Source organism: Thioclava dalianensis (genome assembly GCF_000715505.1).
Taxonomy (GTDB): domain Bacteria; phylum Pseudomonadota; class Alphaproteobacteria; order Rhodobacterales; family Rhodobacteraceae; genus Thioclava; species Thioclava dalianensis.
Genome location: NZ_JHEH01000003.1, coordinates 1 through 23908, shown reverse-complemented (window position 1 = coordinate 23908; position 23908 = coordinate 1). Strand labels below are relative to the sequence as shown.

27 protein-coding genes are annotated in these 23908 nt (G+C 62.6%); 11 read left to right on the top strand and 16 right to left on the bottom strand.

Annotation, left to right across the window (positions count from 1 at the left end; genetic code table 11):
• Nucleotides 1-20 precede the first annotated feature (20 nt).
• From DL1_RS03095 to DL1_RS03080, 4 genes are read left to right on the top strand one after another with little or no spacing between them, the layout of a single operon-like run.
• Complete coding sequence (locus DL1_RS03095; RefSeq protein WP_038062357.1) at nt 21-959, top strand: bifunctional riboflavin kinase/FAD synthetase; 939 nt, start codon at nt 21-23, stop codon at nt 957-959.
• 40 nt (nt 960-999) lie between these two features.
• Nucleotides 1000-1449, top strand: coding sequence for a YcgN family cysteine cluster protein (locus DL1_RS03090; RefSeq protein ID WP_038062355.1), 450 nt, complete (start codon nt 1000-1002; stop codon nt 1447-1449).
• Entirely contained in the window at nt 1446-2513 is a 1068-nt protein-coding gene (locus DL1_RS03085; protein ID WP_038062352.1) for a threonine aldolase family protein, read from the top strand. Before DL1_RS03090 ends, DL1_RS03085 begins: the two co-directional genes overlap by 4 nt.
• A gap of 5 nt (nt 2514-2518) precedes the next feature.
• Entirely contained in the window at nt 2519-3130 is a 612-nt protein-coding gene (locus DL1_RS03080; protein ID WP_143081678.1) for a GNAT family N-acetyltransferase, read from the top strand.
• Between the two features lie 59 nt (nt 3131-3189).
• On the opposite strand, the gene DL1_RS03075 is transcribed toward DL1_RS03080, so the two are convergent.
• From DL1_RS03075 to trxB, 3 genes are all read right to left on the bottom strand, one after another.
• Nucleotides 3190-4905, bottom strand: a complete 1716-nt coding sequence (locus DL1_RS03075; RefSeq protein ID WP_038062349.1) for a bifunctional sulfate adenylyltransferase/adenylylsulfate kinase — start codon at nt 4903-4905, stop codon at nt 3190-3192.
• A gap of 271 nt (nt 4906-5176) precedes the next feature.
• Nucleotides 5177-5656 (bottom strand): RES family NAD+ phosphorylase, encoded by a 480-nt coding sequence (locus DL1_RS03070; protein WP_074854916.1) that lies wholly within the window; start codon nt 5654-5656, stop codon nt 5177-5179.
• Entirely contained in the window at nt 5653-6603 is a 951-nt protein-coding gene (gene trxB / locus DL1_RS03065) for a thioredoxin-disulfide reductase (protein ID WP_081856239.1), read from the bottom strand. Before trxB ends, DL1_RS03070 begins: the two co-directional genes overlap by 4 nt.
• 171 nt (nt 6604-6774) lie before the next feature.
• Between trxB and DL1_RS03060 the strand changes: the two genes are divergently transcribed.
• Nucleotides 6775-7275: an Lrp/AsnC family transcriptional regulator gene (locus tag DL1_RS03060; RefSeq protein ID WP_038062343.1), complete on the top strand. Its 501-nt coding sequence runs from the start codon at nt 6775-6777 to the stop codon at nt 7273-7275.
• A 15-nt stretch (nt 7276-7290) separates the two neighbouring features.
• Here the strand turns inward: DL1_RS03060 and DL1_RS03055 are convergent, their stop codons facing one another.
• From DL1_RS03055 to DL1_RS03010, 10 genes are all read right to left on the bottom strand, one after another.
• Nucleotides 7291-8655 carry a cytochrome P450 gene (locus DL1_RS03055; RefSeq protein ID WP_038062340.1) on the bottom strand — a complete coding sequence of 455 codons (1365 nt, stop codon included), beginning with the start codon at nt 8653-8655 and terminating at the stop codon, nt 7291-7293.
• Nucleotides 8652-9887 (bottom strand): hypothetical protein, encoded by a 1236-nt coding sequence (locus tag DL1_RS03050; RefSeq protein WP_038062338.1) that lies wholly within the window; start codon nt 9885-9887, stop codon nt 8652-8654. Before DL1_RS03050 ends, DL1_RS03055 begins: the two co-directional genes overlap by 4 nt.
• Nucleotides 9888-9945: 58 nt before the next feature.
• Complete coding sequence (locus DL1_RS03045; protein WP_038062837.1) at nt 9946-10638, bottom strand: M48 family metallopeptidase; 693 nt, start codon at nt 10636-10638, stop codon at nt 9946-9948.
• Between the two features lie 418 nt (nt 10639-11056).
• Nucleotides 11057-12238, bottom strand: a complete 1182-nt coding sequence (locus tag DL1_RS03040; protein WP_038062336.1) for a vWA domain-containing protein — start codon at nt 12236-12238, stop codon at nt 11057-11059.
• 10 nt (nt 12239-12248) lie between these two features.
• The gene (locus DL1_RS21870; RefSeq protein WP_038062334.1) at nt 12249-12416 is read right to left on the bottom strand and encodes a hypothetical protein; all 168 of its coding nucleotides are present in this window, start codon (nt 12414-12416) and stop codon (nt 12249-12251) included.
• A gap of 718 nt (nt 12417-13134) precedes the next feature.
• A complete protein-coding gene (locus DL1_RS03030; RefSeq protein ID WP_038062332.1) occupies nt 13135-14280 on the bottom strand; it encodes an amidohydrolase in 1146 nt (381 codons plus the stop codon).
• 42 nt (nt 14281-14322) lie between these two features.
• On the bottom strand, nt 14323-15306 hold the full coding sequence (locus tag DL1_RS03025; protein ID WP_038062329.1) for a methyltetrahydrofolate cobalamin methyltransferase: 984 nt from the start codon (nt 15304-15306) through the stop codon (nt 14323-14325).
• Nucleotides 15307-16188 carry a methylenetetrahydrofolate reductase gene (locus DL1_RS03020; RefSeq protein WP_038062326.1) on the bottom strand — a complete coding sequence of 294 codons (882 nt, stop codon included), beginning with the start codon at nt 16186-16188 and terminating at the stop codon, nt 15307-15309. It lies immediately after the preceding gene.
• Nucleotides 16189-16201: 13 nt separating this feature from the next.
• Nucleotides 16202-16513, bottom strand: coding sequence for a virulence factor (locus DL1_RS03015; RefSeq protein ID WP_038062323.1), 312 nt, complete (start codon nt 16511-16513; stop codon nt 16202-16204).
• Between the two features lie 193 nt (nt 16514-16706).
• On the bottom strand, nt 16707-17498 hold the full coding sequence (locus tag DL1_RS03010; protein ID WP_038062320.1) for an enoyl-CoA hydratase: 792 nt from the start codon (nt 17496-17498) through the stop codon (nt 16707-16709).
• 63 nt (nt 17499-17561) lie between these two features.
• Here DL1_RS03010 and DL1_RS03005 point away from each other — a divergent pair, with 63 nt between their 5' ends.
• The 4 genes from DL1_RS03005 (at nt 17562) to DL1_RS21145 (ending at nt 19886) form a co-directional block, all read left to right on the top strand.
• Nucleotides 17562-17999 (top strand): PaaI family thioesterase, encoded by a 438-nt coding sequence (locus DL1_RS03005; RefSeq protein WP_038062317.1) that lies wholly within the window; start codon nt 17562-17564, stop codon nt 17997-17999.
• Between the two features lie 245 nt (nt 18000-18244).
• Entirely contained in the window at nt 18245-18706 is a 462-nt protein-coding gene (rplM, locus tag DL1_RS03000; RefSeq protein ID WP_038062314.1) for a 50S ribosomal protein L13, read from the top strand.
• A 2-nt stretch (nt 18707-18708) separates the two neighbouring features.
• Nucleotides 18709-19209: a 30S ribosomal protein S9 gene (rpsI, locus tag DL1_RS02995; RefSeq protein WP_038062311.1), complete on the top strand. Its 501-nt coding sequence runs from the start codon at nt 18709-18711 to the stop codon at nt 19207-19209.
• A 245-nt stretch (nt 19210-19454) separates the two neighbouring features.
• Nucleotides 19455-19886, top strand: a complete 432-nt coding sequence (locus DL1_RS21145) for a GFA family protein (RefSeq protein WP_074854917.1) — start codon at nt 19455-19457, stop codon at nt 19884-19886.
• 268 nt (nt 19887-20154) lie between these two features.
• Here DL1_RS21145 and DL1_RS02990 read toward each other — a convergent pair whose 3' ends face one another.
• The 3 genes from DL1_RS02990 to DL1_RS02980 all read right to left on the bottom strand — a co-directional run bounded on the left by DL1_RS02990 (nt 20155) and on the right by DL1_RS02980 (nt 21705).
• Nucleotides 20155-20727 carry a CHAP domain-containing protein gene (locus DL1_RS02990; protein WP_038062309.1) on the bottom strand — a complete coding sequence of 191 codons (573 nt, stop codon included), beginning with the start codon at nt 20725-20727 and terminating at the stop codon, nt 20155-20157.
• 248 nt (nt 20728-20975) lie between these two features.
• Nucleotides 20976-21461 (bottom strand): bacterioferritin, encoded by a 486-nt coding sequence (bfr, locus tag DL1_RS02985; RefSeq protein ID WP_038062306.1) that lies wholly within the window; start codon nt 21459-21461, stop codon nt 20976-20978.
• Nucleotides 21436-21705, bottom strand: a complete 270-nt coding sequence (locus DL1_RS02980) for a (2Fe-2S)-binding protein (RefSeq protein ID WP_038062302.1) — start codon at nt 21703-21705, stop codon at nt 21436-21438. The genes bfr and DL1_RS02980 overlap by 26 nt, the downstream gene beginning before the upstream one ends.
• 216 nt (nt 21706-21921) lie before the next feature.
• On the opposite strand from DL1_RS02980, the gene DL1_RS02975 reads away from it, so the two are divergent.
• Both DL1_RS02975 and pssA read left to right on the top strand, forming a co-directional pair.
• Nucleotides 21922-22620, top strand: coding sequence for a phosphatidylserine decarboxylase (locus tag DL1_RS02975; protein ID WP_038062299.1), 699 nt, complete (start codon nt 21922-21924; stop codon nt 22618-22620).
• A gap of 32 nt (nt 22621-22652) precedes the next feature.
• Entirely contained in the window at nt 22653-23384 is a 732-nt protein-coding gene (gene pssA, locus DL1_RS02970; RefSeq protein ID WP_038062296.1) for a CDP-diacylglycerol--serine O-phosphatidyltransferase, read from the top strand.
• Nucleotides 23385-23908 lie beyond the last annotated feature (524 nt).

Sequence of the window (23908 nt, the reverse complement as noted above, 5' to 3'; positions counted from 1 at the left end):
CCGCGCCGGAAGGCGGGGTGATGCGAGAGTTTTCAGATTGGAAGTCGCTGGATGATCCGGCCCGGGGTGCCTCTGTCGCGATGGGGAATTTCGACGGGATCCATCTCGGCCATCAATCGGTGATCGATCAGGCGCGCGGGCGCTCGGCACCTTTGGGCGTGATCACCTTCGAGCCGCATCCCCGCGAGTTTTTCGCAGCCCGCGCGGGCAAGGAGATCCCGCCCTTTCGCCTGATGAACCCCGAGGCGCGCGCCAATCGGCTCGCCAAGCTGGGGGTGGATTGCCTCTATGAGCTGCCCTTCAATGCCGAGCTGGCCGATATGAGCGCGCAGAATTTCGCGCGTGAGGTGCTGTGCGACGGGCTTGGAATTTCCCATGTCGCGGTGGGCGGAGATTTCCGCTTCGGCAAAGGCCGGGCAGGGGATGCCGACACGCTGCAGGCGCTCGGGCGCGAGCTGGGCTTTGACGTGACCATCGCGCCGCTGTTGCATGTGGGCGGGATCGAGGCGTCCTCGACTGCGATTCGAAATGCGCTCGCCGAGGGGCGCGCACGCGATGCCGCCGAGATGCTTGGGCATTGGCACCGGATCGAGGGCGCTGTGCTGCATGGCGACAAGCGCGGCCGCGATCTGGGCTATCCGACGGCGAATATGTCGGTGGCGGGTCTGCATCTGCCCAAGCTTGGCGTCTATGCCGTGAAGTTCGACGTGCTCACCGGGCCGCATGCGGGCGCTTACTTGGGGGCGGCAAGCCTTGGCGTGCGTCCAATGTTTGGCGAGAACATGCCCAACCTTGAGACCTATATCTTTGATTTCGAAGGCAATATCTATGATCAGCACGTGTCGGTTGCGCTGGTCGAATATCTGCGGCCCGAGATGAAATTTGACGGGCTCGAAGGGCTGAAGGCGCAGATGGCCGCCGATTGCGCACAGGCGCGTGAAGTGCTCAGCGCGCTCTGACCCCTTTTCATTTCCGCGCCTTTCCGGCACGGTCCCGCGCATGGAAAAACTGCGTCCCGACTTCTGGAAGAAACCACTCAAGACGCTCAACAAGGCGGAATGGGAAGCGCTCTGCGATGGCTGCGGAAAATGCTGTCTCAACAAGCTGGAATATGAGGATACGGGCGAGCTGGTCTTCACCCGTGTGGCGTGTCGGCTGCTCGATGGTGAGACCTGCCGGTGCACGCAATATGACATTCGCCACCAGTTCGTGCCCGAATGCGTAACCCTCAAACCCGCGAGCATTGCCGACATCGCCTATTGGATGCCCAAGACCTGCGCCTATCGGTTGCGCTTCGAGGGCAAGCCTTTGGAAAATTGGCATTATCTTGTGTCCGGCTCCTATGAGACCGTGCATGAGGCGGGCCAATCCGTGCGCGGCTGGACAGTGCCGGAATTTGAAATTCCAGAAGAAGACTGGGACGATTACACGATCGAGGATCTCTCATGAATTTTGCCTCCGACAACACCTCTGGCGCCCATCCGCGGATCATGGAAGCGCTGGCTGCGGCCAATGAGGGCCATGTGCCCTCTTACGGCGCCGACCCGCGCACGCAGGCGGTCGAGGCGCGCCTGCGCGAGATATTCGAGGCTCCCGAGGCGCGGGTCTATCTCGTAGCGACCGGGTCGGCGGCCAATGCGCTCTCCTGCGCGGTGCTGACCGACCCTTGGGGCGCGATCTTCTGCCATCGCAACGCGCATATCGAGGAAGACGAATGCGGTGCGCCGGAATTCTACACCGGCGGTTCCAAGTTGGTTCTGGTCGATGGCGCGGATGCCAAGATGGATCCGGGCGCGCTGCAGCGCACCATCGCTCATACCGGGCGCGGCGGCATTCATAATGTGCAGCGTGGCATGGTCTCGATTACCAACGCGACCGAGGCAGGGGCGGTCTACACGCCTGCCGAGGTAAGCGCGCTCAGCGCGATTGCGCGGCAATTCGAACTGCCCGTGCATATGGACGGCGCGCGCTTTGCCAATGCGCTGATCGCGGCGGGCTGTACGCCGGCCGAGATGACCTGGAAAGCAGGGGTCGATGTGCTCTCGTTCGGGGGGACGAAAAACGGCTGTATGGGCGTCGAGGCGGTGGTGATCTTTGATCCCAAACGTGCCTGGGAATTTGAGCTGCGGCGCAAGCGCGGCGGGCATCTCTTCTCGAAGCACCGCTTTCTCGCAGCCCAGATGCAGGCCTATCTTGAAGGTGATCTTTGGTTGAGCCTCGCCACGCATGCCAATGAAATGGCAGCGAAACTCTCCAGCGGGATTGTCGAGGCGCCGGGGGCGAAACTGGTGCATCCGACGCAGGCCAATGCGGTCTTCGCAAGCCTGCCGCGCGGGGCGCATCGGCGTGCTCAAGGGGCCGGGGCCTATTACTACCTCTGGCCGTTCGATCAATCGCTGGAAGGCGCGCCCGAAGAGCTTCTGGCCGCGCGGCTTGTCTGTAGCTGGGCCACGACGCCGGATGAGATCGACGTCTTTCTGGGCTATTTGAACGGCGGGTCGACACCCGGTTGATCCTCATGTCGCCCAAAGCGCGTGCGAGAGATCCTAGGCTCACTGCGGTGCCCAGCGACGTCAGAACGGCGCGGCTCCGCTTGCGCAAACCCGCGTCTTCAATGGCGCGGGCGTTGGCGGACGCACGGGGGGAGGGGTATTCGTCGCTATATCCTTGGTTTCATGCCGAAATGGGATCGAAAACCCAAGAGGCGGAGGCGGGCAGGCAAGAGGCGCGCCTTGCCCGCCAGATCCGCGATTTCGAAGCGCGAAAGTCGCTCTCCTATTACGTTCTAGAGGGCGACACGCTGATCGGCATGGTTGGGCTTTTGCCGATCTGGCGCCGGGGCCAGTTCAAGCTGACCTATTGGATCCGACCCACGGCCCAGCGAAAGGGATACGGTCTGGAGGCTGCAGGCGCGATCGTGGTGTTGTCCTTTCAGGCCTTGGACGCGCGCCTTGTCACAACCGGCCATGCTGAACCCAATATCGGCAGCGCAAGGCTCGCACAAGCGTCGGCTTTCGGCGCATCTGAGGGGTCGGGGTTCACTGACAGAGCATGCTGCAGGATAACCGAGGTCACACTGTCCGAACTGGGCCGGTGCCTGCATGCCCCGCCGCGATTATCCGCCGCATAGACATGAAAACGCGCCGCAGAGCGATCTGCGGCGCGTTTATCTAGGCGTCAGACTTGGGCTTAGCCTTTGATCAGGCCAAGGCTTTCGAGCTTGAGGATCACCTGATGGGCGCAGTGATCGACATCCACATCCTTGGTATCAACGATCAGCTCGGCATTCGTCGGCGCCTCGTAGGGATCGGAAATGCCGGTGAATTCCTTGATCTTGCCCTCACGTGCGAGCTTGTAGAGACCCTTGCGGTCGCGCGCTTCGCATTCCTCGAGCGAGGTGGCCACATGGACCTCGACGAAGGCGCCATAGGCCTCGATCATCTCACGTACCGAGCGCCGGGTCGCGGTATAGGGCGCGATCGGGGCGCAGATTGCGATACCGCCGTTCTTGGTGATCTCGGAGGCGACATAGCCGATCCGCTGGATGTTGATATCGCGGTGCTCTTTGCTGAAGCCCAGCTCGGAGGACAGATGCTTGCGCACAACATCGCCATCCAGCAGCGTGACCGGGCGACCGCCCATCTCCATCAGCTTGACCATGAGCGCGTTGGCAATCGTCGATTTGCCCGAGCCCGACAGCCCGGTGAAGAACACCGTGAAGCCCTGCTTGGCGCGCGGCGGCGAGGTGCGGCGCAGCTCGGTCACCACCTCGGGGAAGGAGAACCATTCGGGGATCTCAAGCCCCTCACGCAGGCGGCGCCGTAACTCGGTGCCCGAGATGTTCAGGATGGTGACGTTGTCGCGATCTTCGATCTCGTCATTGGGCTCGTATTGGGCGCGTTCCTGCACATAGACCATGTGTTTGAAATCGACCATTTCGCAGCCGATATCGGCCTGGTTCTCGCGGAACAGCTCCTGCGCGTCATAGGGGCCGTAGAAATCTTCGCCCGCCGAGTTCTTGCCGGGGCCTGCATGGTCGCGACCCACGATCATATGGGTGCAACCGTGGTTGCGGCGGATGATGCCGTGCCAGACCGCCTCACGCGGGCCTGCCATGCGCATTGCAAGGTTCAAAAGGCTCATCGTGGTGGTCGATTGCGGATATTTGTCGAGCACCGCCTCGTAGCAGCGCACGCGGGTGAAGTGATCCACATCGCCGGGTTTGGTGAGACCCACGACCGGATGGATCAGCAGGTTGGCCTGCGCCTCTTTGGCTGCGCGGAAGGTCAGTTCCTGATGCGCGCGGTGCAGCGGGTTGCGGGTCTGGAAGGCCACGACCTTGCGCCAGCCCATCTTGCGGAAATAGGCGCGCAATTCATTGGGCGTATCGCGGCGGCCTTTGAAATCGTAATGCACGGGCTGCTGGATGCCGGTGATCGGGCCACCCAGATAGACGGGGCCGGCTTGGTTATGCAGGTAGTTCACCGCCGGATGCGCCGGATCGTCGGCGCCGAACACTTTCTCGGCCTCGCGCGCCTTGTTGGGCACCCATTTATCGGTGATCGACAGGATCGCGAGGATCACACCTTCCTGATCGCGCAGCGCGATGTCCTGACCGTCCGCGACGGTCTCGGCGAATTTCTCGGACACATCGAGCGTGATCGGCATCGGCCAGAGCTGACCGTCGCTCAGGCGCATGTTTTCCACGACACCGTCGTAATCGGCCTCGGACAGGAAACCTTTGAGCGGGTTGAACCCGCCATTCATCAGCAGCTCCAGATCGCAGATCTGGCGCGGGGTCAGATCCCAGCTCGGCAGTTCAGCCGCTTCGACTTTTAGCTTCTGCGCCGATTCATAGGACACATAGAGTTCGGAGATCGGGGCGTGATTGGGCGTCTGGCTCATGTTCTGCACTGTCCTAAATGGCGATCATCGTGAGGCCTCAGAGGCCCGTTATTGATCGGGCCAATAGCGCGGTTTTTAGGGGGTCTTCAAGCAAAGGCGGGCGGATTTCGGCAAAAAAGACATGTGTTCGTGAATATTGCCACAAAGCGAATAGCTGTTCGCACCGATGCATAGCAATTGGTCATTTATCCGATTTGCACCTCGCAGGTGGTCGCGCCAGCCCACCGCCCGGACGGTTAGATCCAGCGTGCGGCCCGCCTGTTGAGCGCTCTCAGCCTTTAGGAACCGGGTAGGGCGGGAGCCACGGCTCTGCGGGGCCTACATTTTGCACGATGCCGGGGGAGAGGTCGAACAGCACCAGATGGCTCAGATCGGGGCGTGAGCGCGAGGCATAGAGCATGCCCTGCGCGCCCGCAGCCCGCGCCCGGTCCGAGAACGTCCAAGTGGGGGCAGGGGCACCGCTGCCGCGGATGTCTTGCCAGACGACGGAGGCGGCCTTGGCCGCGTCGGTACCGCGCAGGTCGAAGATCCGCTCGGCACAGATCGTCAATTTGACGATGATACGGGGCGCGTCCCCGGCTTTAACGTAGCGCCGCAGGGCCACTCCGGCCCCTTCGGCGCTGAGCGAGGCGTAAAGCGCGGTCTGGCCGGAATGGTGAAACCGGCCTTCGGGCGCGCGCACAGCGGCGCGGGCGTCAAGGTCCGGCCCGGTCGACAAGATCCGCCAGACCGGGCCGTGAAACGAGATCACTCGGCTTCGCCCTGCTCGGCCAGCCACTTCTCGGCATCGAGCGCGGCCATGCAGCCCATCCCCGCCGAGGTCACAGCCTGACGGTAGGTGTGATCGGTCAGATCGCCCGCCGCAAAGACGCCGGGAACGGAGGTGCGCGTGGAGCCCGGATCGACCCAGACATAGCCGCCATCGTGCAGCTTGAGGCTGTCTTTCACCAGCTCCGAGGCCGGGGAGTGACCGATCGCCACGAAGAACCCATCGCAGGGCACGACATGCTCAGCGCCATCGGTGGTGGATTTGACCCGCACCCCGGTCACGCCCAGCGGAGTCTCATCGCCCAGCACCTCTTCGACGGAGTGGTTCCAAAGCAGCTCGACCTTGGGGTTCTTGAACAGGCGCTCTTGCAGGATCTTCTCGGCGCGCAGCGTGTCACGGCGGTGGATCAGCGTGACCTTCGAGGCGAAATTGGTCAGGAACAGTGCCTCTTCAACGGCCGTATTGCCGCCACCGATCACCACGACTTCCTTGCCGCGATAGAAAAACCCGTCGCAGGTCGCGCAGGCCGAGACCCCAAAGCCCTTGAACTTCTCTTCCGAAGGCAGCCCCAGCCACTTCGCCTGCGCGCCGGTCGCGAGGATCACGGCGGAGGCCTCGTAGGTGGTCCCCGAATCGCTTTGGGCGATGAAAGGACGCTTGGTCAGATCGAGATCGGTGATGATGTCGGTGATCACCTCGGCGCCCATCGCACGGGCATGCTCTTCCATCTTCACCATCAAATCGGGGCCTTGGATCTCGGTCTCGCCGGGCCAGTTCTCGACATCTGTGGTGATCGTAAGCTGACCGCCGGGCTGAATACCTTGCACCAGAACCGGCTCGAGCATGGCGCGCGCGGCATAGACGGCTGCGGTGTAGCCCGCAGGCCCCGAGCCGATGATCAGAACCTTGGTTGTCTTGGTCTCGCCCATTGCGGCCTCCATCTGATGTCCCGCTCGCATATAGTCGGCACAGAGGGCGGCGAAAACCCCCTGCGGGCGCTTCGTTACGATTAGGGCTTGCGGGCGATTGAGCGAAATTTTATTGCGCACCTCCGCCCTCAGAGGTAAGTTCCGAAACAAGTGACGAAGGATTATTTTAACATGGCCACGACTCGGCTGGACGATATCGACCGCAAGATTCTGGCAGAGCTACAAGCCGATGGCCGCATGACCAATGTGGAGCTGGCCCGGCGTGTAGGAATTTCCGCCCCTCCCTGTCTGCGCCGGGTGCGCACGCTGGAAGAGGCGGGCTTTATCGATGGCTATCATGCGGATGTGAACCCGCGTGAGCTGGGCTTCGAAGTGCAGGTCTTTGCGATGGTGCGGCTGCAAAGTCAGGCCGAGGCGGATCTGTCGGCGTTCGAGATGCGCTGCCGCGAATGGCCGCTGGTGCGTGAGTGCCATATGCTCAACGGTGAGATTGATTTCGTGCTCAAATGCGTGGCGCCCGATCTGTCGAGTTTCCAGACGTTTCTGACCGGCGATCTCACCTCGGCGGAGAATGTCGCAAGTGTGAAGACCAGCCTCGTGATCCGCTGCGCCAAGGATGAGCCGGGCGTGCCTTTCGACGTGCTCGAGGCGCGGCTGGCCAAGCGCGCCTGAGCCGCAAGCCCCGGCTCAGCGCGCCCGCAGCCGCAGCCAGATCCCGTCGCGCCCCCGCACCGTGAGATGCGCGACCGGCACTGGCACGCGCCCCTCGACCGGCGTGATCTCGAAGGCGCGCGCAATCATCGACAGCAAGAGCGGCCCTTCGGCCATCGCGAATCCGGCCCCCGGACAGACCCTCGGTCCGCTCGAAAACGGGATATAGGCTGTGCGCTGGCATTGCTTGCCATTGGGCGTGTCCCAGCGGCCGGGGTCGAACCCGTCGGGATCGTCCCAAAGCCGCTCATGGCGATGCAGATGCCATGGGCTGATCACCACCTGCGCGCCCGGTGCGACCGCGCGGTCACGAAACTGCTCGGGGCAGGTGGTCTCACGCACGAACATCGGCACGGGCGGATAGAGCCGCAGCGCCTCGCGAAACACCGCGCGGCTGAGCTTGAGCTGTGCGAGTGCGGAGAACTCCGGTTCCTCATCGCTGAGCACCTGCGCCGCCTCCGCGCTCACGCGGGCCTGCCATTCGGGATGGGTTGCGAGCAGATAGAGCGACCACGCGAGCGCCGAGGCCGAGGTCTCGTGGCCCGCCAGAAAGAAGATCGCCACCTGATCGACCATCTCGTCAGTGCCGAAACACGCCCCGGTGAGCGGGTCGGGCGTCGTCATGATCTTGGTCGCCAGATCATCGGGTGCGCTGCCATCCGCGATCTGATCGGCCCGTGCCGCCGTCAGTGTCTCGATCATCGCGCGGATGCGTTTGGCGGTCTGCCGGGTCTGACGCGCGCGCAGGCGCGGCACCCAGCGCGGCAGCGGCAAGAGGGCGCCGAGATTGACGACGGGGGCCGTGCGCTGATGCGTCTTGAAGGCGGCGAATGTGCTGGCGGCGGTCTCGTTCTCAATCGGGATGGAGAACAGCGTGCGAAAGATGATATCCGCCGCGACATGTGAGGTTTCTTGTTCGATATCAAATGCTTCTGGGCCGGTCTTCATCTTGAGGCGGGTGAGGCAGGCCTGACCCGCCGCCCACATTGCGGGGAAGGTCTCGCGCAGCTTGCCGCCCTCGAAGGCCGGATCGATGATCCGGCGCTGGCGCTTCCATTGCGCGCCATTGGTCAGAAACACGCTCTCGCGCAACAGCGGCCTGAGCCCTTCGCGGATCCGGTCGGATTTCGGAAAATCCATCGGGCGCTGCTTGAGCACGAGATCCACCAGCTCGGGATCGTTGCACAGGTACGAGCGGAAAAACGGCGTGCGAAACTCGGCCATCCAGGCGCGGTAGAGCCGCGCGGGCTGGGCCGAGAGAATATCGCTTTTGAACAGCCGCACATAGCGCCAGAGCGAGACGCGGTCGGGCCGCGGTTCGGGCTTCGGGGGCCGGGTCATGCTATGCCCGTGTGGCGGTTGGCCTGCGTCGTGATCCGGCTTTTCGAGGGTGCCCGCCCGGCAAAGCGCGACGCCAGCGAAAGCGACCCGGCGGTGATGCGGAAATAGTCGTAATCGCCCACCTTATCGAAGGCGCAGAGATATTGGAAATGCAGCCGGAAAAAGCGCCAGCGCAACGCCTTCCAGCGTTCCGGGCTCAGCGTCTGGGTGAAAGCCGCCGAGATCACCAGCGGGTGGATCTGGTCCGCGGGGGCAACACCGCTCACCGCCACCGGGTCGCAAAGCGCGAAGGCGCAGCCATCGCCCGGCGCTGTGACATCAAGCCAGAACAGCGCGCGGGCCGTGCTCAGATAGGCCAGATCGGCGCGCAGCCGCGTGGCGCGGGGCAGGTAGCTCACCATCGGCACGACCTGACCGAGCGACAGGAAAGACAGCGCGGGTCGGCTCGGCCCTGTTCCGATCCGTTCCTCGCGCAGCAGATCAGCGAGGATCGAGACCGCGAGATGGGCGCCCGAGGAATGCCCGACAATCAGCACCTCGTCCCAATCCTCGGCCATCGCCGCTTCGATCCGGGCGGCAAAGCTGGCCATCCGCGCCTCCAGCTCGGGCGGATTGGCCCCGCCCCAGCGCGCGGTGAAGGCGTAGTCATGCATCAGATAATAGGCGAAAAAGCGGTTGTCATGGCGGCGAAACCAGCGCAGCGCGCCAGTCATCACGCCCAGACCCACCGCCAGCCCCAGCACCCAATCCAACGGAAAATCAGGCAGCAAGGCCAGCAGCAGGGCGGCCAGCCCCCAGCCAAGCCCCAGCCCCAAAAGCGCCTGCACACTCAGCGCGACAATCGGATAGAGCGCCGCGATCACCGGCCCCTTGCGAAGCCGCATCAGCCCAAAGAGCGCGCCCGAGACAATATAGGTGGCGGCAGTGCGCACGAGCTGTCCGTAGGTGGCCGCAATCGACTTGCCCATCGAAGCGCGCACGATATCGGACCACACGAGCACCTCGATATCGGCCTCCGCTTCCGTCCCGTCCTGAACGGAGCGCACATGCCAGCCGTATGGGCCGCTGCCGCTTTTCTTGGGCGCAAGGGCGATCTCATAGCCCGAGATTTGGGCCTGCTCTGCCCCTTCCTTGCGGTACAGCTCGCGGTAGCGGCGCGGATGAATCGGGTCATAGCCGGGGATGTAGAACACCCGTCGTCTGCGCACGCGATTGGCCTGTTGATCTTGCATCTGCACCCTCGGTCTTCTCGCGCAGGATAGACCGCAAGCTGGGCGAAAGTAAGGAAAATCAGTGCTCAGCAGCGGTCCAGCGCGCGGTATTGGCCTTGATCGCCGCGATCCGCTTTGGGCCTTTGGGATGGGTCAGCAGCCAAGCCGGAACCGCACCGCCCGGCGCATTGGTGAGCGCGTCGAGCTTTTCAAACAGGGTGATTTGCGGGCGCGTGCCGATCCCGGCCTTGATCAGCAGCGCCGAGGCGAACTCATCGGCCTCGAACTCGTCGCGCTGGCTCAGGCGCGCGGCCAGTGCCGTGGTCACCAGATTGGCGATCCAGACGCCGATAAAGGGGATGAAGCGCCCGAGCACCGTGGCCAGAACCGCGCGCAACGCGTTTTGCCCCGAGAAATCGATCATCCGGCGGCGCGCATGGCCAAGCGCCACATGGCCCAGCTCATGGGCGATCACCGAGACCAGCTCTTCGGGGCTGACCTCGCCCGAGCGGTATTTCTCCATGAAGCCTTCGGTGATGAAGACCCGGCCATCGGGGGCGGCCAGCCCGTTGACCGGCGCGATCTGATAGACATGCACCGGCACTTCCGCCACTTCGAGCGCTGCCGCCAGTCGGTCGAGATAGGGGGCAAGCCTTGTGTCATTGAGGCGGCGCGAATTGCCATTCAGCTGACGCCGGAGCTGCCAGCTGGAAAAGTGCCACATCGCAAAGCCGTAGAGCACCAAAAGCAAGATGGGAAGAAATCGGATCATGAAGAGGATATGCGCTCTCTCGGGGGCGTGATCAAGATTTGGCTGCGGGATGCGATACCGTCCAGAGACACCAGCCGAGCGCCAGCGCGGGGCCCCCGCCACGGACCCAAGCGACAGATCGCCCGGGGCGACGACGGCGCCCGAGGCGATCATCATCCGCGACCGGGGCACCGGGATCGCAAGATAGCTCAGGAAGGTGGTGAACCCCAACAGCCAAGGGCCGTAAACCGGCACGAGCGCGAGAAGGGCGTCGGTGATCTCGCTCTCGGTCATTGCGCGGAGGGGCTTGGGCGCGGGCGCGGATCCGCGCGTGGGCAGGCCCGCCTTGAGAGCCGCGATCAGCGCCGAGACCGGGCGTCCCGTCGCGCAGAGCGTGAACCGCGTCGTGAAGAACAGGGTCGGCCCAAGCGCCAGCGGCTCATCCCAATTCCTTCATTGCAGCCGTGATCCCTTCCAGCGTGAGCGGATGCATCCGGTTCTCGAAAATCTCGCGGATCAGGCCGATGGAGGAGGTGTAATCCCAGACCCGCTCGGGCAGCGGATTGAGCCATGTGTGATCGGGCCAATGCTCGCGGGCGCGGGTCAGCCAGAGATGGCCCGGCTCCTCATTCCAATGCTCATTAGCGCCGCCGCGATGGGTGATCTCATAGGGGCTCATGGAAGCGTCGCCCACAAAAATGCATTTGTAATCAGCGCCGTAACGATGGAGTACGTCCCAAGTCGGCGTCACATCATCCCAACGCCTGCGGTTCGATTTCCATACGCCCTCATAGAGGCAGTTGTGGAAATACCAGTGCTCGAGATGTTTGAACTCGGCCCGGGCTGCGGAAAACAGCTCTTCGACCAGTTTCACATGGGCATCCATCGAGCCGCCGACATCGAGAAACAGCACTACCTTCACCGCGTTGCGCCGCTCGGGACGGGTCTTGACGTCGATATAGCCTGCCTCCGCGCTGGCACGGATCGTGCCGGGCAGGTCCAGCTCCTCCGCCGCGCCGTGGCGCGCCCACTGCCGCAGTCGCTTGAGCGCGAGCTTGATGTTGCGCGTGCCAAGCTCCACGCTCTCGTCGAAATCGCGAAATTCGCGCTTGTCCCAGACCTTCACCGCGCGCTGGTGGCGGCTTTCGTGCTGGCCGATCCGCACGCCCTCGGGGTTGTAGCCATAGGCGCCGAAGGGCGAGGTGCCGCCCGTTCCCACCCATTTCGAGCCGCCCTGATGGCGACCTTTCTGCTCTTCGAGCCGTTTGCGAAGCGTATCCATCAACGCGTCGAACCCGCCCAAAGCCTCGATCTGGGCCTTTTCCTCGGGGCTGAGGTGCTTTTCCAGCGCGTCGCGCAGCCAATCGTCGGGAAGGTCGACGGCCTCAAGCATATCCTCGGTGCTGATCGCCTCAAGCCCCGAGAAGGCTTGCGAAAACGCGCGGTCAAACCGGTCGAGAAAGCGCTCGTCCTTGACCATGCTGGTGCGCGCGAAAATGTAGAAGGATTCGATGTCGTAGCGACAGAGCCCTGCGGCCAACCCTTCGAGAAAGGTTAGATATTCGCGCAGGCTGACGGGGATACCGGCTTGGCGCAGAGCGTGGAAGAAGGGCAGGAACATTGCCCCGCCCTCACGCGTAGGCGCGGTTGATCAAGATGGTGACCAAGAGCCCGATCAGCGCAAGGCCAATGGCGTGAACGGCGGCATATTGCGCCCGATCAAGCCCGTTGCCCTGCCGCTTGCGCGCGCGCCAGTCGCCCCAGATGGCGCCGATCACGATCCCTGCGAGAACATACATGCGCGCCCCTCCCGGCCCGTGCCGGGCCCACGCCCGGTCTGTTTGGCGCAGCCCCGCCTTAGGCTGAGCCGCCATTTTACAAAGAGCAGTGCAAGACCGCCGCGTCCGAGCCAAATTCATAACGTGCCCATCCCGGCATGTCGAGCCGGGCACGCGGCCCTGCGGGCTTAGGTCGCGCCACGTGAGGTGCGCGAAAACTGACTGGGGGTGGAGCGTGTTTGGGGGCGGAGAGGTGAATTAACTTTGAACAACAAGGTACTGATAAATATCGCTAATTATAGATTATTTTCTGAGGGTAGGCTTCCCGGAGAGGTCAAGGACGGGCAGGCTCCGTGATGGCAGTCACAAAGCCCGCCTCGTCCGGCAGACAGTTGAAGCGCATGGCAGTGCGCTTTCCCAGGTTCAGACCCGGACTTTACGCCATCCACGTTAAGAAGGGCCAGTAGAGGATTGTCCTAAAAGTCTAAATTTTCGACTTGATCCAAGATATGGTAGCTCGGCCCTTGAAAAAACACGCTTTATAGAGCGGTCAAAATCCGAGCTGTGGAATGTGCGTCTCAGGCCGGAAAATTCTGCCTCTGAGGCTTGCGCATCGCGCAGCTTTGGGGCGTGGGGCGGGCGCGTGCGGCCCCTGCCTGCGCCCCGCTCAACGCTGCTTGGCATCGCGTGAGAATCACGGGGGCGAACGACGCAGGGGCAGGCGCGGCGCGCACCCGCGTCAGCCCAGAATGTCCCGCGCGATCTGTGCGAAGATCGCAACGCCCACCGGAATCAGGGCGTCGGGAAAATCGTAATCGGGATTGTGCAGCGCGGGCTGGGTTTCTCCGGCACCAAGGCAGAGCATCGCCGAGACCGCATCGCGGCCAAACAGCCCGAAATCCTCCGAGGCATACATCGGCACACCCGTCTCCGAATGCGGGATCTTGAGGTGATCAAGCGCGCTGCGGGCAATTTCCACCGCTTCGGCTGCATTGACTGAGGCGGCGAACGGGTCGCAGGTCTCGATCCGAAGCTGCAGCCCGAAGCGCTCTGCCTCCCGCGCGGCCAAGGCGCGGGCCTGCGCCTCTAGGTCTGCCAATGCCGCATCGCGCGCCGCGCGCAGGGTCACATGCACGAGCCCCGCACCGGGGGCCACGCCGAACGTGGGCGCGCCAAGTTGGGCATGGGTGAGGGTCGCGAGCCGGAACCTATCGTCAAGCACCCCACCCGGACCCAGCGCGGGCAGAGCATTGATCAGGGCGGCGACCGCAGGGCCGGGCGAGACCCCGTCTTGTGGCATCGCGGCATGGGCGGTCTTGCCCTCAAGATGGATCGCAAGCCCCATCGAGGCGCAATTCATCAGCCCCGTCCGGGTCGCGACATGGCCACGCGGCAGGCCCGGCAAGTTATGGATCGCAAAGGCGAAATCCGGAGCGATACGGGTGAAGGCCGGATCATCGACCACGGCGCGCGCGCCGGTGCCTATTTCTTCTGCGGGCTGGAAGAGGAGGGCCACGCGCCCGGTGGCCGGAGGCTTGCGCGAGAGCACGCGCCCAAGGCCCAGCAGCATCGCCATATGCCCGTCATGGCCGCAGAGATGCCCCGCCCCGTCGATCTGCGAGCGCCACGCGTTGTCCGAGCGCTCGGGGATCGGCAGCCCGTCCAACTCGGCGCGAAACAGCACCGTTGGACCGGGCGTGCCGCTGTCAAACAGCGCCGCCAGACCGTGACCGCCCAGACCCGTGAGCACGAGATTGGGCGACAGCGCGCGCAGGGCGGCCAAGATCACCTCGGCGGTCGCAGCCTCGCGCCCCGACAGATCCGGGCGGCGATGCAGATCGCGCCGCAAAGCGGTGAGTTCAGCAATATCGGAAGAGGTCAGCATGGGGGTATGATGCGCGCCGTCGCAACGGCGCGCAAGAGGGGCTCAAACGCGGGCGCGGCGACGGCCCGAGCGGCCCCCGCGGGTGCTTGCGCCTGCGGCCTGCGAGGCCTCGGCCAGCGTCGCACCTTCCTTCATCGCCTCAAGGATGCGCGCGAAGCGGATCCAGTCAGAGCCGTTTTCGTCGTGGTTCATCAGCAGGTTGGCGGCGCGCACGGCCTCCATCTCAGCCGGACGCACCGGGTTCATGATCGCACTTGTCATACCCGCACCGATGGCCATCGGCAGGAAGGCCGCGTTGATGCCATGCCGCCCCGGCAAACCGAAAGAGATGTTGGAGGCGCCGCAGGTCGTGTTCACGCCCAGCTCGTCGCGCAGCTTGGCGACCAGCTCGAACACCTGACGCCCGGCAGTGGCTTTGGCGCCGATCGGCATGACCAGCGGATCGACCACGATGTCATGCGGCTTGATGCCGTAATCGGCTGCGCGCTCGACGATCTTCTTGGCCACGGCAAAGCGCACCTCGGGATCGTCGGAAATGCCCGTATCGTCGTTCGAGATCGCGACAACCGGGACGTTATATTTGGCGATCAGCGGCAGCACTGTCTCAAGACGCTCTTCCTCGCCTGTGACCGAATTGACCAGCGGGCGGCCCTGACAGGCCTCAAGCCCGGCCTTAAGCGCCTCGGGCACCGAGCTGTCGATGCACAAAGGCACATCGACCAGCGCCTGAACGCGGGCGCACAGCTCACGCATCAGCGGCGGTTCGACGAAATTGTTGTCCGCATAGCGCGGATCGGAGGCCATGCGATTGGTGAAGACCGCCCCCGAATTGATATCGAGAACCGTAGCCCCGCACGCAACCTGCTCGATCGCGTCGCGCTCAATGGTCGAGTAATCGTCCAGTTCGAGTTCAGCGGCGAGCTTCTTGCGGCCCGTGGGATTGATCCGCTCACCGATCACGCAGAAGGGCTCGTCAAAGCCGATGGTGACGGTCTTGGATTTCGATTCAAGGACGGTGCGGGTCATTTACGGGCCTTTTTGTTCGTTGATCCAGGTCGCTGAGGCGGTGATACCGCCCAGAGGGAAGAAATGCACGGCTTCGATATTGGCGGGCCGATTGGCGGCCAGATCGCTCAGGATCTCGGTGGGCTCGAAGGGCAGCAGCAGCTTGGTCACATCGCGGGCGCGCTTTTGCAACACTTTGAGCGAGGGGCCGACGCCGCAGGCAATGGAGAATTTGATCAGCGTTTGTAGTTTGGCGGGGCCCGCCACGCCCAGATGGATCGGCATGTCGATGCCATTGGCCTCCAGACGCGCCGCCCAGTCGCGGATCGGGCCGGCCTCGAAGGCAAATTGCGTGGCAATCGCCATATCGGCATCGGTGCGATTTGCGAAATCCTGTTTGAGGCGGAGCGCTGCCATCACCTCGGCCTCGCCGCCCTGCGGGTCGATATCGCGGTTGCCCTCGGGATGGCCTGCGACGTGAAGGCGCGCAAAGCCGTCAAAGGCGCCGGTTTCGATCATCTGCATCGCGCAGTGGAAATCGCCATGCGGTTTGGAGACGCCGCCGCCCAGCAACAGCGCCTGCGTGACGCCAGCCTCGCCCTTGTAGCGGGTCACCCAGTCGTTGAGCTGGGCTGCGTCGCGCAAGATCCGGGCGGGGAAATGCGGCATCGGCTCCATGCCCTCGGCGCGCAGGCGTTTGGCGGTTGCAAGCATGTCTTCAAAGGGCGTGCCCTCGATATGGGCGATATAGACGCGGGTCCCTTTGGGCATCAGCGCGCGGAAGCTCTCGATCTTGGCGGCGGTGCGCGGCATCACCTCCATCGAGCAGCCTTCAAGCAGGGCCGCCATCCGGGCGTCAACCGGCGCGCGCGCCACGTCACGGCGGAAATTCACCAAAGCCATTCGCGTGTCTCCCTCAGGATGCGGGCGGAGCGTTCCACCCGTCATTGGCAATCAAGGCGCGCAACCGCGCGTCGTCATAGTCTGAGAGAATACGTGCCAGCGCGGCCTCGGCGGCTTCGGCATCCTCGCCGGGCTCTTCGCCCGAAGGGACCTTGCGCCACTCTGCCAGATAGGCATCGCTGTCGCGCGCACCGATTTTCATCGCCGCCCGGTCGATCGCCTGCTCAAAGCGCTCGGGCAGGGGCTTTTTGACCCCGCGCCGTCCCTTGCCCGCAATGATTTGGGCTGGGATGTCGCGCCAATAAACGAGGGTGATCTGTGCCATGACGTCTCTCTCCTGAGCCTAGTGTGCGCGAAAAATCTGTTTGAGCGCGGTGCAATTTCGACATTTGGTCGCATCGGACCGACGCGATGGCATCTTGTTACCAATCGCGGCGGCCCGGGGCCATATCGCGGCACTGGAATAATCCGCGGTAAGATGATGAGCGGAATTCAACTGCTGCGGGCGTTTTGGGGGATCAGTCCTCGGCCCAGTCGGGTTTGCGCTTTTCGATAAAGGCCTGAACGCCCTCGTTCGTGTCGCGCCACAGCATGTTCTCGACCATCACGGCGGCCGTGTGGTCATAGGCCGCGGCCAGATCGAGATTGGCTTGGTCGTAAAACGCCCGTTTGCCGATGCGCACGGCTGCACCCAGCTTGCCCGCGATGGTCTGCCCAAGCGCCTCGGTCTCGGCCTCGAGCGCCTCATGGGGGGCTGTGCGGTTGATCAGTCCAACCTCGCGGGCGCGGGTGGCATCGATGAATTCGCCCGTGGTCAGCATCTCGAAGGCCACCTTGCGCGGCACATTGCGCGAGAGCGCCACCATCGGTGTCGAGCAAAACAGCCCGATATTGACGCCGTTCACGCCAAAGCGGGTGCCTTCGGCGGCCACCGCCAGATCGCAGCTTGCGACCAACTGGCAGCCTGCGGCGGTCGCGATCCCGTGGGCCTGTGCGATCACGGGCTGGGGCAGGGCGGGGATCATCTGCATCACCTCGGCGCAGCGCGCGAAGAGATCGGCAAAATAGGCGCGGCCCTGATCGGCGCTGTCGCGTCCGCGCTGCATCTCCTTGAGGTCATGGCCTGCGCAAAACGCCTTGCCCGCGCCCTTGAGGATCACGACCTTGATCGTCTCGTCCTGCGCAAGCGCATTCAGCCTGTCCTTCAGCGCCGCGAGCATCGCATCCGAAAGGGCGTTGAGCGAGCCCGGCGCATTCAGGGTCAGATGGGCAATTGCGCCGCGATCTTCTCGGATTACCAGTTCGGTCATTGTAACTCCCTCCTCTTTCTCGAAAACTCTAGGACGGAGACAGATGAGAGGGAAGGGGCGAGCATGGCGCTAGTATTGGACCGCGCGGAGCTGACGGAATTCGTCGAGCAGGCATTCGCGCAGGTAAAGGGCGATTTCGCGATCGAGGCGATGGATGAGGAACTTCTTGTGCTGCGGCTCAAAGTCGATGAGCGCCATCTGCGCCCGGGCGGCACGGTGTCGGGCCCCAATATTTTTGCGCTGGCCGATGTCGGGATCTACTTCGCGATCCTGGCGCGGATCGGGCGGGTGCCGCTGGCGGTGACGACGAATGCCTCGATCGATTTCATGCGCAAACCGAAATCGGGGGTCGATCTGCTGGCCCATATCCGCATCCTCAAGCTTGGCCGTGTGCTGGCGGTGGGCGATGCGTTGATCTACTCCGAAGGCGATGATCGGCCTGTCGCGCGCGCCAGCATGACCTATTCGATTCCGCCCGGGGCGACCGAGCCGCAGGGCTGAGATCTCAGGGGCATCACGATCGCGGACATACGGGCGCGAGAGGGCCGACGCGCGCCTCGGCTCTCTATTTTTGAGCCGTGTTGGCATGCTACAAGCGCTGAAGTATCTGGGGTATTTTAATACCTATTTTTTAAGGTGTTGTTTTATATGTGGAAATTTCAGGTCCCGGGGCTTGAATTGTGCATGAAAATCGTCGAAAAGCCGCCATCAGAATTCGACAACCCCCCCAAAAGGGCCGTGAAACAATGAAAACCTATACCGCAAAACCCGCGGAGATCGAAAAGAAGTGGTTCGTCATCGACGCTGAAGGCGTCGTGCTGGGCCGTCTGGCATCGATCGTCGCAATGCGCTTGCGTGGCAAGCACAAGGCCACCTTCACGCCGCACATGGATATGGGCGACAACGTGATCGTCATCAACGCCGACAAGGTGCAGATGACGGGCAAGAAGCGCGAAGACAAAACCTACTACTGGCACACCGGTCACCCCGGCGGGATCAAATCGCGCACCGCGCGTCAGGTCCTCGAAGGCGCGCATCCCGAGCGCGTGGTGATCAAGGCCGTAGAGCGTATGATCACGCGCAACCGTCTTGGCCGTGCGCAAATGTCGAACCTGCGCGTCTACGTCGGTGCCGATCATCCGCATGAAGCGCAACAGCCTGAAGTTCTCGACGTCAAGTCGATGAACAAGAAGAACACCCGGAGCTGATTATGTCTGACGATATCAAGACTCTCGACGACCTGAAATCGGTCGTGTCCGGCTCTGACGCCGCTGTCGCGACTGAAACCGAAACCGCAGCTCCCCGTGAGCCCGTGCGCGATGCGCTCGGTCGCGCTTATGCCACCGGCAAGCGGAAAGACGCGGTCGCCCGCGTCTGGATCAAGCCCGGCTCCGGCAAGATCGAAGTGAACGGCAAAGAGATGTCGCAATACTTCGCGCGTCCCGTGCTGCAGCTCATCGTGAACCAGCCCTTCGGCATCGCAAATGTGGAAGGTCAGTTTGACGTCTACGCGACCGTCGCAGGCGGTGGTCTTTCGGGCCAAGCTGGTGCGGTCAAGCACGGCATCTCGAAAGCGCTTCAGCTTTACGATCCCAGCCTGCGCGCAGCGCTCAAAGCTGCTGGCTTCCTGACCCGCGATTCGCGCGTCGTGGAGCGGAAGAAATACGGTCGCCGCAAGGCACGCCGGAGCTTCCAGTTCTCCAAGCGCTGATCCTCAGCGATACCAAGATTGCGATGCGCGGCTCCTTGTGGGCCGCGTTTTGCGTTTGTGCCTAGGGCTTGGGTGGCGGCTTTGTGCTTGCGTATCCAAATTGCGAACTGAGCCTGCCATTTTTGCCGGGTAAGGCCCGAGAGCGACGCGCGCACCAAGTGACCAAGCGCGCGGCCTGCCGCTTCACCGCAAGTCGGCTTCGAGGCCAAGTTGACACGCCAAGCAACGCAGGGAATGATGTTGTTATGGTGAACTATTACCCGGATACGATCACTGGTAGATGCTACTGTGGCACGATAACCTTCCGTAGCTCATCAGAGCCGCAAGCTGTTGCCTACTGTCATTGCGACGATTGCCGCCGTGCAACGGGTGCACCCGTTGCCGCCTTCGCAGCATTTGATGTGGACGCGGTTACATTCAAGCCGAATAGAGGCAAAAGCGTCAGCGTAAACCCCGGTGTTAAAAGATATTTTTGTGACAAATGTGGTTCGTCGCTTGCAGGGGCGTACGAGTATCTGCCAAATCAAATCTTCATTTCACTGGGCGTTATCGACCAAGCTGGAAGCCTGTCACCCGAAGTGCATGCACACGAGGCGGAACGCCTCCCTTGGCTCCATATCGACGATGATCTTGAACGCCCTGCAGCGACAGCGACTGCATTCTTGAAGGTGCCTTGAAATTCGAAACGATGGATTGAGTAATATCAGCTTGGTCCGCATAGCGGTCATTCACGGTCTGCGCGGCGGATGAGGGCTTTCTGTTTGCCCATCGCGGAGGCAATGGCTCTTCCGATACGTCATGCCAATCTCTTGGAGGGGGGCACCGGAGCGCCTGTCTCATGCTGGAGTACTCGACAAGGCAGGGTGCGACGAGCCCATAAAAAACGCGGCGCCTGAGGGGGCCGCGTTTTGGGTGCGTTGGGTTTGGTGGCTGTCGTCTCGCGGCTCAGTCGCGCGAGGCCAGAATGAAGCCTGAGACCGGGTAGACGCTGCCCAGCGTGTTGGGGTGGCTCATCACGCGCACGGCGCTCCAGTCGTTCTTCTTGGAGACATCCACAACCGTCATGTCGAGCGAGACCTGATTGCGCTTCCAGTTGGCGTGATCGATGCTGATCTGGCGCGGCGATTCCACGCTTGAGACCACGGCGACATGGCCCAACGGGATCTTGCTGCTCGAACTGAAGGCCATGACGGCCCCGACTTTGGGGGTGTGGCTGCGCTGATAGACGCCATTGGCCTTGGTCCACCAGGTTCGCGCGTTGCCGCGAATGTCGATGCCCGAGATGTTGCGCGCGAAAGGCACGCACCACACGCGCTCGCGGCGCTCACGCATTTCCTTGGCGACCGAGATCGCCATTTCCTTGCGCTTGGGGTCGATCTTGCCCGCATTCGCAAAGTTCATCTCTTTGTCTTGCGACAGCCCTGTTGTCCCGGAACAGGCGGCGAGAGAGACGAGGAAGAGACCGAGAATAGAAATGCGACCTGCCCGTGCCGCGATGTTGTTTTGGATGCTCATCATGCGATTTTTGCTATTGGTTGCTGCCCATCGTTGCGTTGTCTTACGCAAAAAGGCGGCGGTCCGGGAAGCTTTGTTTTCTCGCGAACTCGGGGGCTTGGCGGATTCTTGCCAATTTGTAAGGTTTCAGAGAGATTTTCGGAACCTTTTGCGCGCGGACAACAGAGGGGGTTTTGCGCCCTCTCGAACACGCCAAGAAAAAGGCGCCCCGAAGGGCGCCTTAACTCCGTGACAATGGGGGCAGGGCGGGTCTAGTCGCCCTCGTCCATCGCCGCGGCGTTCAGCATGGCAAAGCGTTCCGCACCGATCCGGTCGTAAAGATCGAGCTGGGTCTCGAGGAAATCCACATGCCCTTCCTCATCCGCGATCAGCGCTTCGAACAGGTTTTTGGACACGTAATCGCGCACGCTTTCGCAGTGATCGCGCGCCTCGCGATAGAGTGTCAGCGCATCATGCTCACCGGCAAGGTCACATTCGAGTGTCTCGCGCGGCCCTTCACCGATGCGCAGCGGATCGAGCCGTTGCAGATTCGGGTGGCCCTCAAGAAACAGGATCCGCTCGATCAGCTTGTCGGCGTGATTCATCTCCTCGATCGACTCGGCGCGCGATTTCTTGGCCATTTTGGCCAGGCCCCAGTCTTCCTGCATCCGAAAATGGACCCAATATTGAGAGATCGCGGTCAGTTCGCTGCGCAATGCCGCGTTGAGGTACTCAATTACCTTTTCGTCGCCCTTCATCAGCCTGTCCTTCCATCTGTGCCGTCGTCCGAAGTCCGGTCAATTCTGCCGGGACTTTGAGATTCGTATTCGCTTTCATCGTCGAGAGAAAGAGCGGCATGCAGCCGCCGCAATCCGCACGTTTCCCAAGCGCCCGGTAGATCTTGCCGGGCGTGATGATCGTGGAGGGATCGGAGGCGCGCATCCAGTCAATGGCGGCATTGATGTCGCGGTCACTGATGCGCTGGCAATGACAGATGATCATGGGCACTCTCGCTGGCTCTTGCGCCTTATGTGAGTGAAACAGTCGGGAATGTCAATCCGACAAAATCAATCGGGAATACTGCGCGGGAATTTCTGCGACGGTATCTTTGGGTGGAATTTAAGCCGTGGTTCGGGGGCGCAGGCGCGTCTGCGCAAGCCCCGTTCCCATTGCGCCGCATCTGCGCTAAGCACGCAGAGAACAACCTCAAGAGGCCCCATGTCTGTCTCCATGCTTTCGACCTTCGTCAAACCGATGCACCCCGAGGGGCGCAAATTCGTGGCGATCTTTGCGGGTATTACGCTCGTCCTGTTCCTGCTTTGGGAGCCGCTGGGCTGGATCGGGGTGGGGCTCACGGTCTGGTGCTATTACTTCTTCCGTGATCCCGAGCGGGTCACGCCGGTGCGCGAAGGGCTGATGGTCTCGCCCGCCGATGGGGTCGTCTCGCTGCTAGAGCCTGCCGTCCCGCCGGTCGAGCTGGGGCTGGGCGATCAGCCGATGATGCGGATCTCGGTCTTCATGTCGGTCTTCAACTGCCATGTGAACCGGCTTCCCGCCGGGGGGCGGATCTCGAAGGTCGCCTACCGCCCCGGCAAGTTCTTTAATGCAGCGCTCGACAAGGCCAGCTCGGACAATGAGCGCAACGGTCTGGCCGTGACCTTGCCCGATGGGCGCCAATATGGCGTGGTGCAGATTGCCGGGCTCGTCGCCCGCCGCATCCTGTGCTGGAGCAAGGAAGGCCAGAGCCTGATGAGCGGGGAGCGCTTCGGGCTGATCCGCTTCGGCTCGCGGCTCGATATCTATCTGCCCGAGGGCGTGGCGCCTTTGGTTTGCATCGGCCAGACGATGTGCGCGGGCGAGACGGTGATCGCCGATCTCGACGGCACGGAACAGCAACGCCAAGGCGGCGTTCGGTAAAGAGCCCAACAAACCGGGCAGGGGAGCGCGATATGGAGCCGCATGAAAAAGACCGGATGCCGTTTTTGCAGCTCGTGCCGAACCTCGTCACGATTGCCGGGATGGGGTTGGGGCTGACCTCGATCCGCTTTGCGATGGGCGACCGCTACGAATTCGCGGTGGTTCTGATCCTGTTGGCCGGACTTATCGACGGGCTCGATGGTCTTCTGGCGCGCAGGCTCCATGCCACCTCCGATTTCGGGGCCGAGCTGGACAGCCTCTCGGACTTCCTGTGCTTTGGCGTAGCGCCCAGCCTGCTGGTCTACCGCTTTGCCTTGGGCGAGACCCATGCGTTCGGCTGGATTTTCGTGCTGATCTATACAGGGGCGGCCTGTCTGCGGCTTGCGCGGTTCAACGTGATGCGCTCCGAGCCCGACTCGATGCGTCACTTTACCGGGGTGCCCGCACCTGCAGGGGCGCTGCTGGCTTTGCTGCCGCTCTTCATCACGCTGTCCGGAATCGGCGATGCCCGCTCCGTGCCGGTCTTGGTCGCGATCTGGCTGGGGCTTGTGGGCGCGCTGATGATCTCGCGGATCAAGACTTTCTCGCCCAAGGCCCTCAAGATCCCGCGCGGCGCAGTAAGCTACGCGCTGATCGGGACGGTGATCGCGGTGGGTATGATCTTTACCAAGATCTGGCTCCTGATGGTGATCCTTGTGGTGATCTATGCGCTGTTGCTGGTGCCCGCGATCTGGCGTGCCCGCGGCATGATCCTGCGCGGCTGAGCGCGCGGCCCCAGCCGGGGCCGTCTCTCTATCTCTATGCGGGCCACTTCATGCCTGCGCTGCATTGCGAGATAACGCATCGCGCCTCTCGCCTGAACTGTCTTTCGAGTCAGCTCAAAGAGCCGCGACAGACTTTCGAAATTCCAGATTGACCGAGTCGCGTCGCGAGAGCTGCCCCAAAAGGCCGAGTCGCGTCCTAGAACAGAGCTTTGTTTCGGCAAAAACCGGGCGAGTCTGTCCAAAAGTGAATCGCTGCCCGAGGGTCAGGAGGCTGGATGCACGTTATTCCCCCAATCCCAGATGCGTAAAATTCAGGCAAAACGAAAAGATATGGCCAGTAAAGTAGGGGGCGGAGAGAAAAAATGCATTTCGGGTGAAAAAAGCAGTTGCAAGCTCCGGCCACTATCCGTAGAAACCGCCCTACCGAAGCGGCGGCAACGCAGCGACGGGGCGCCGGAGCGGCCTTGAGGGGTTGGGATGGCGGGACAATCTAGAGCTGAGGTTGGCAGGTAGCGCCCCAAGTG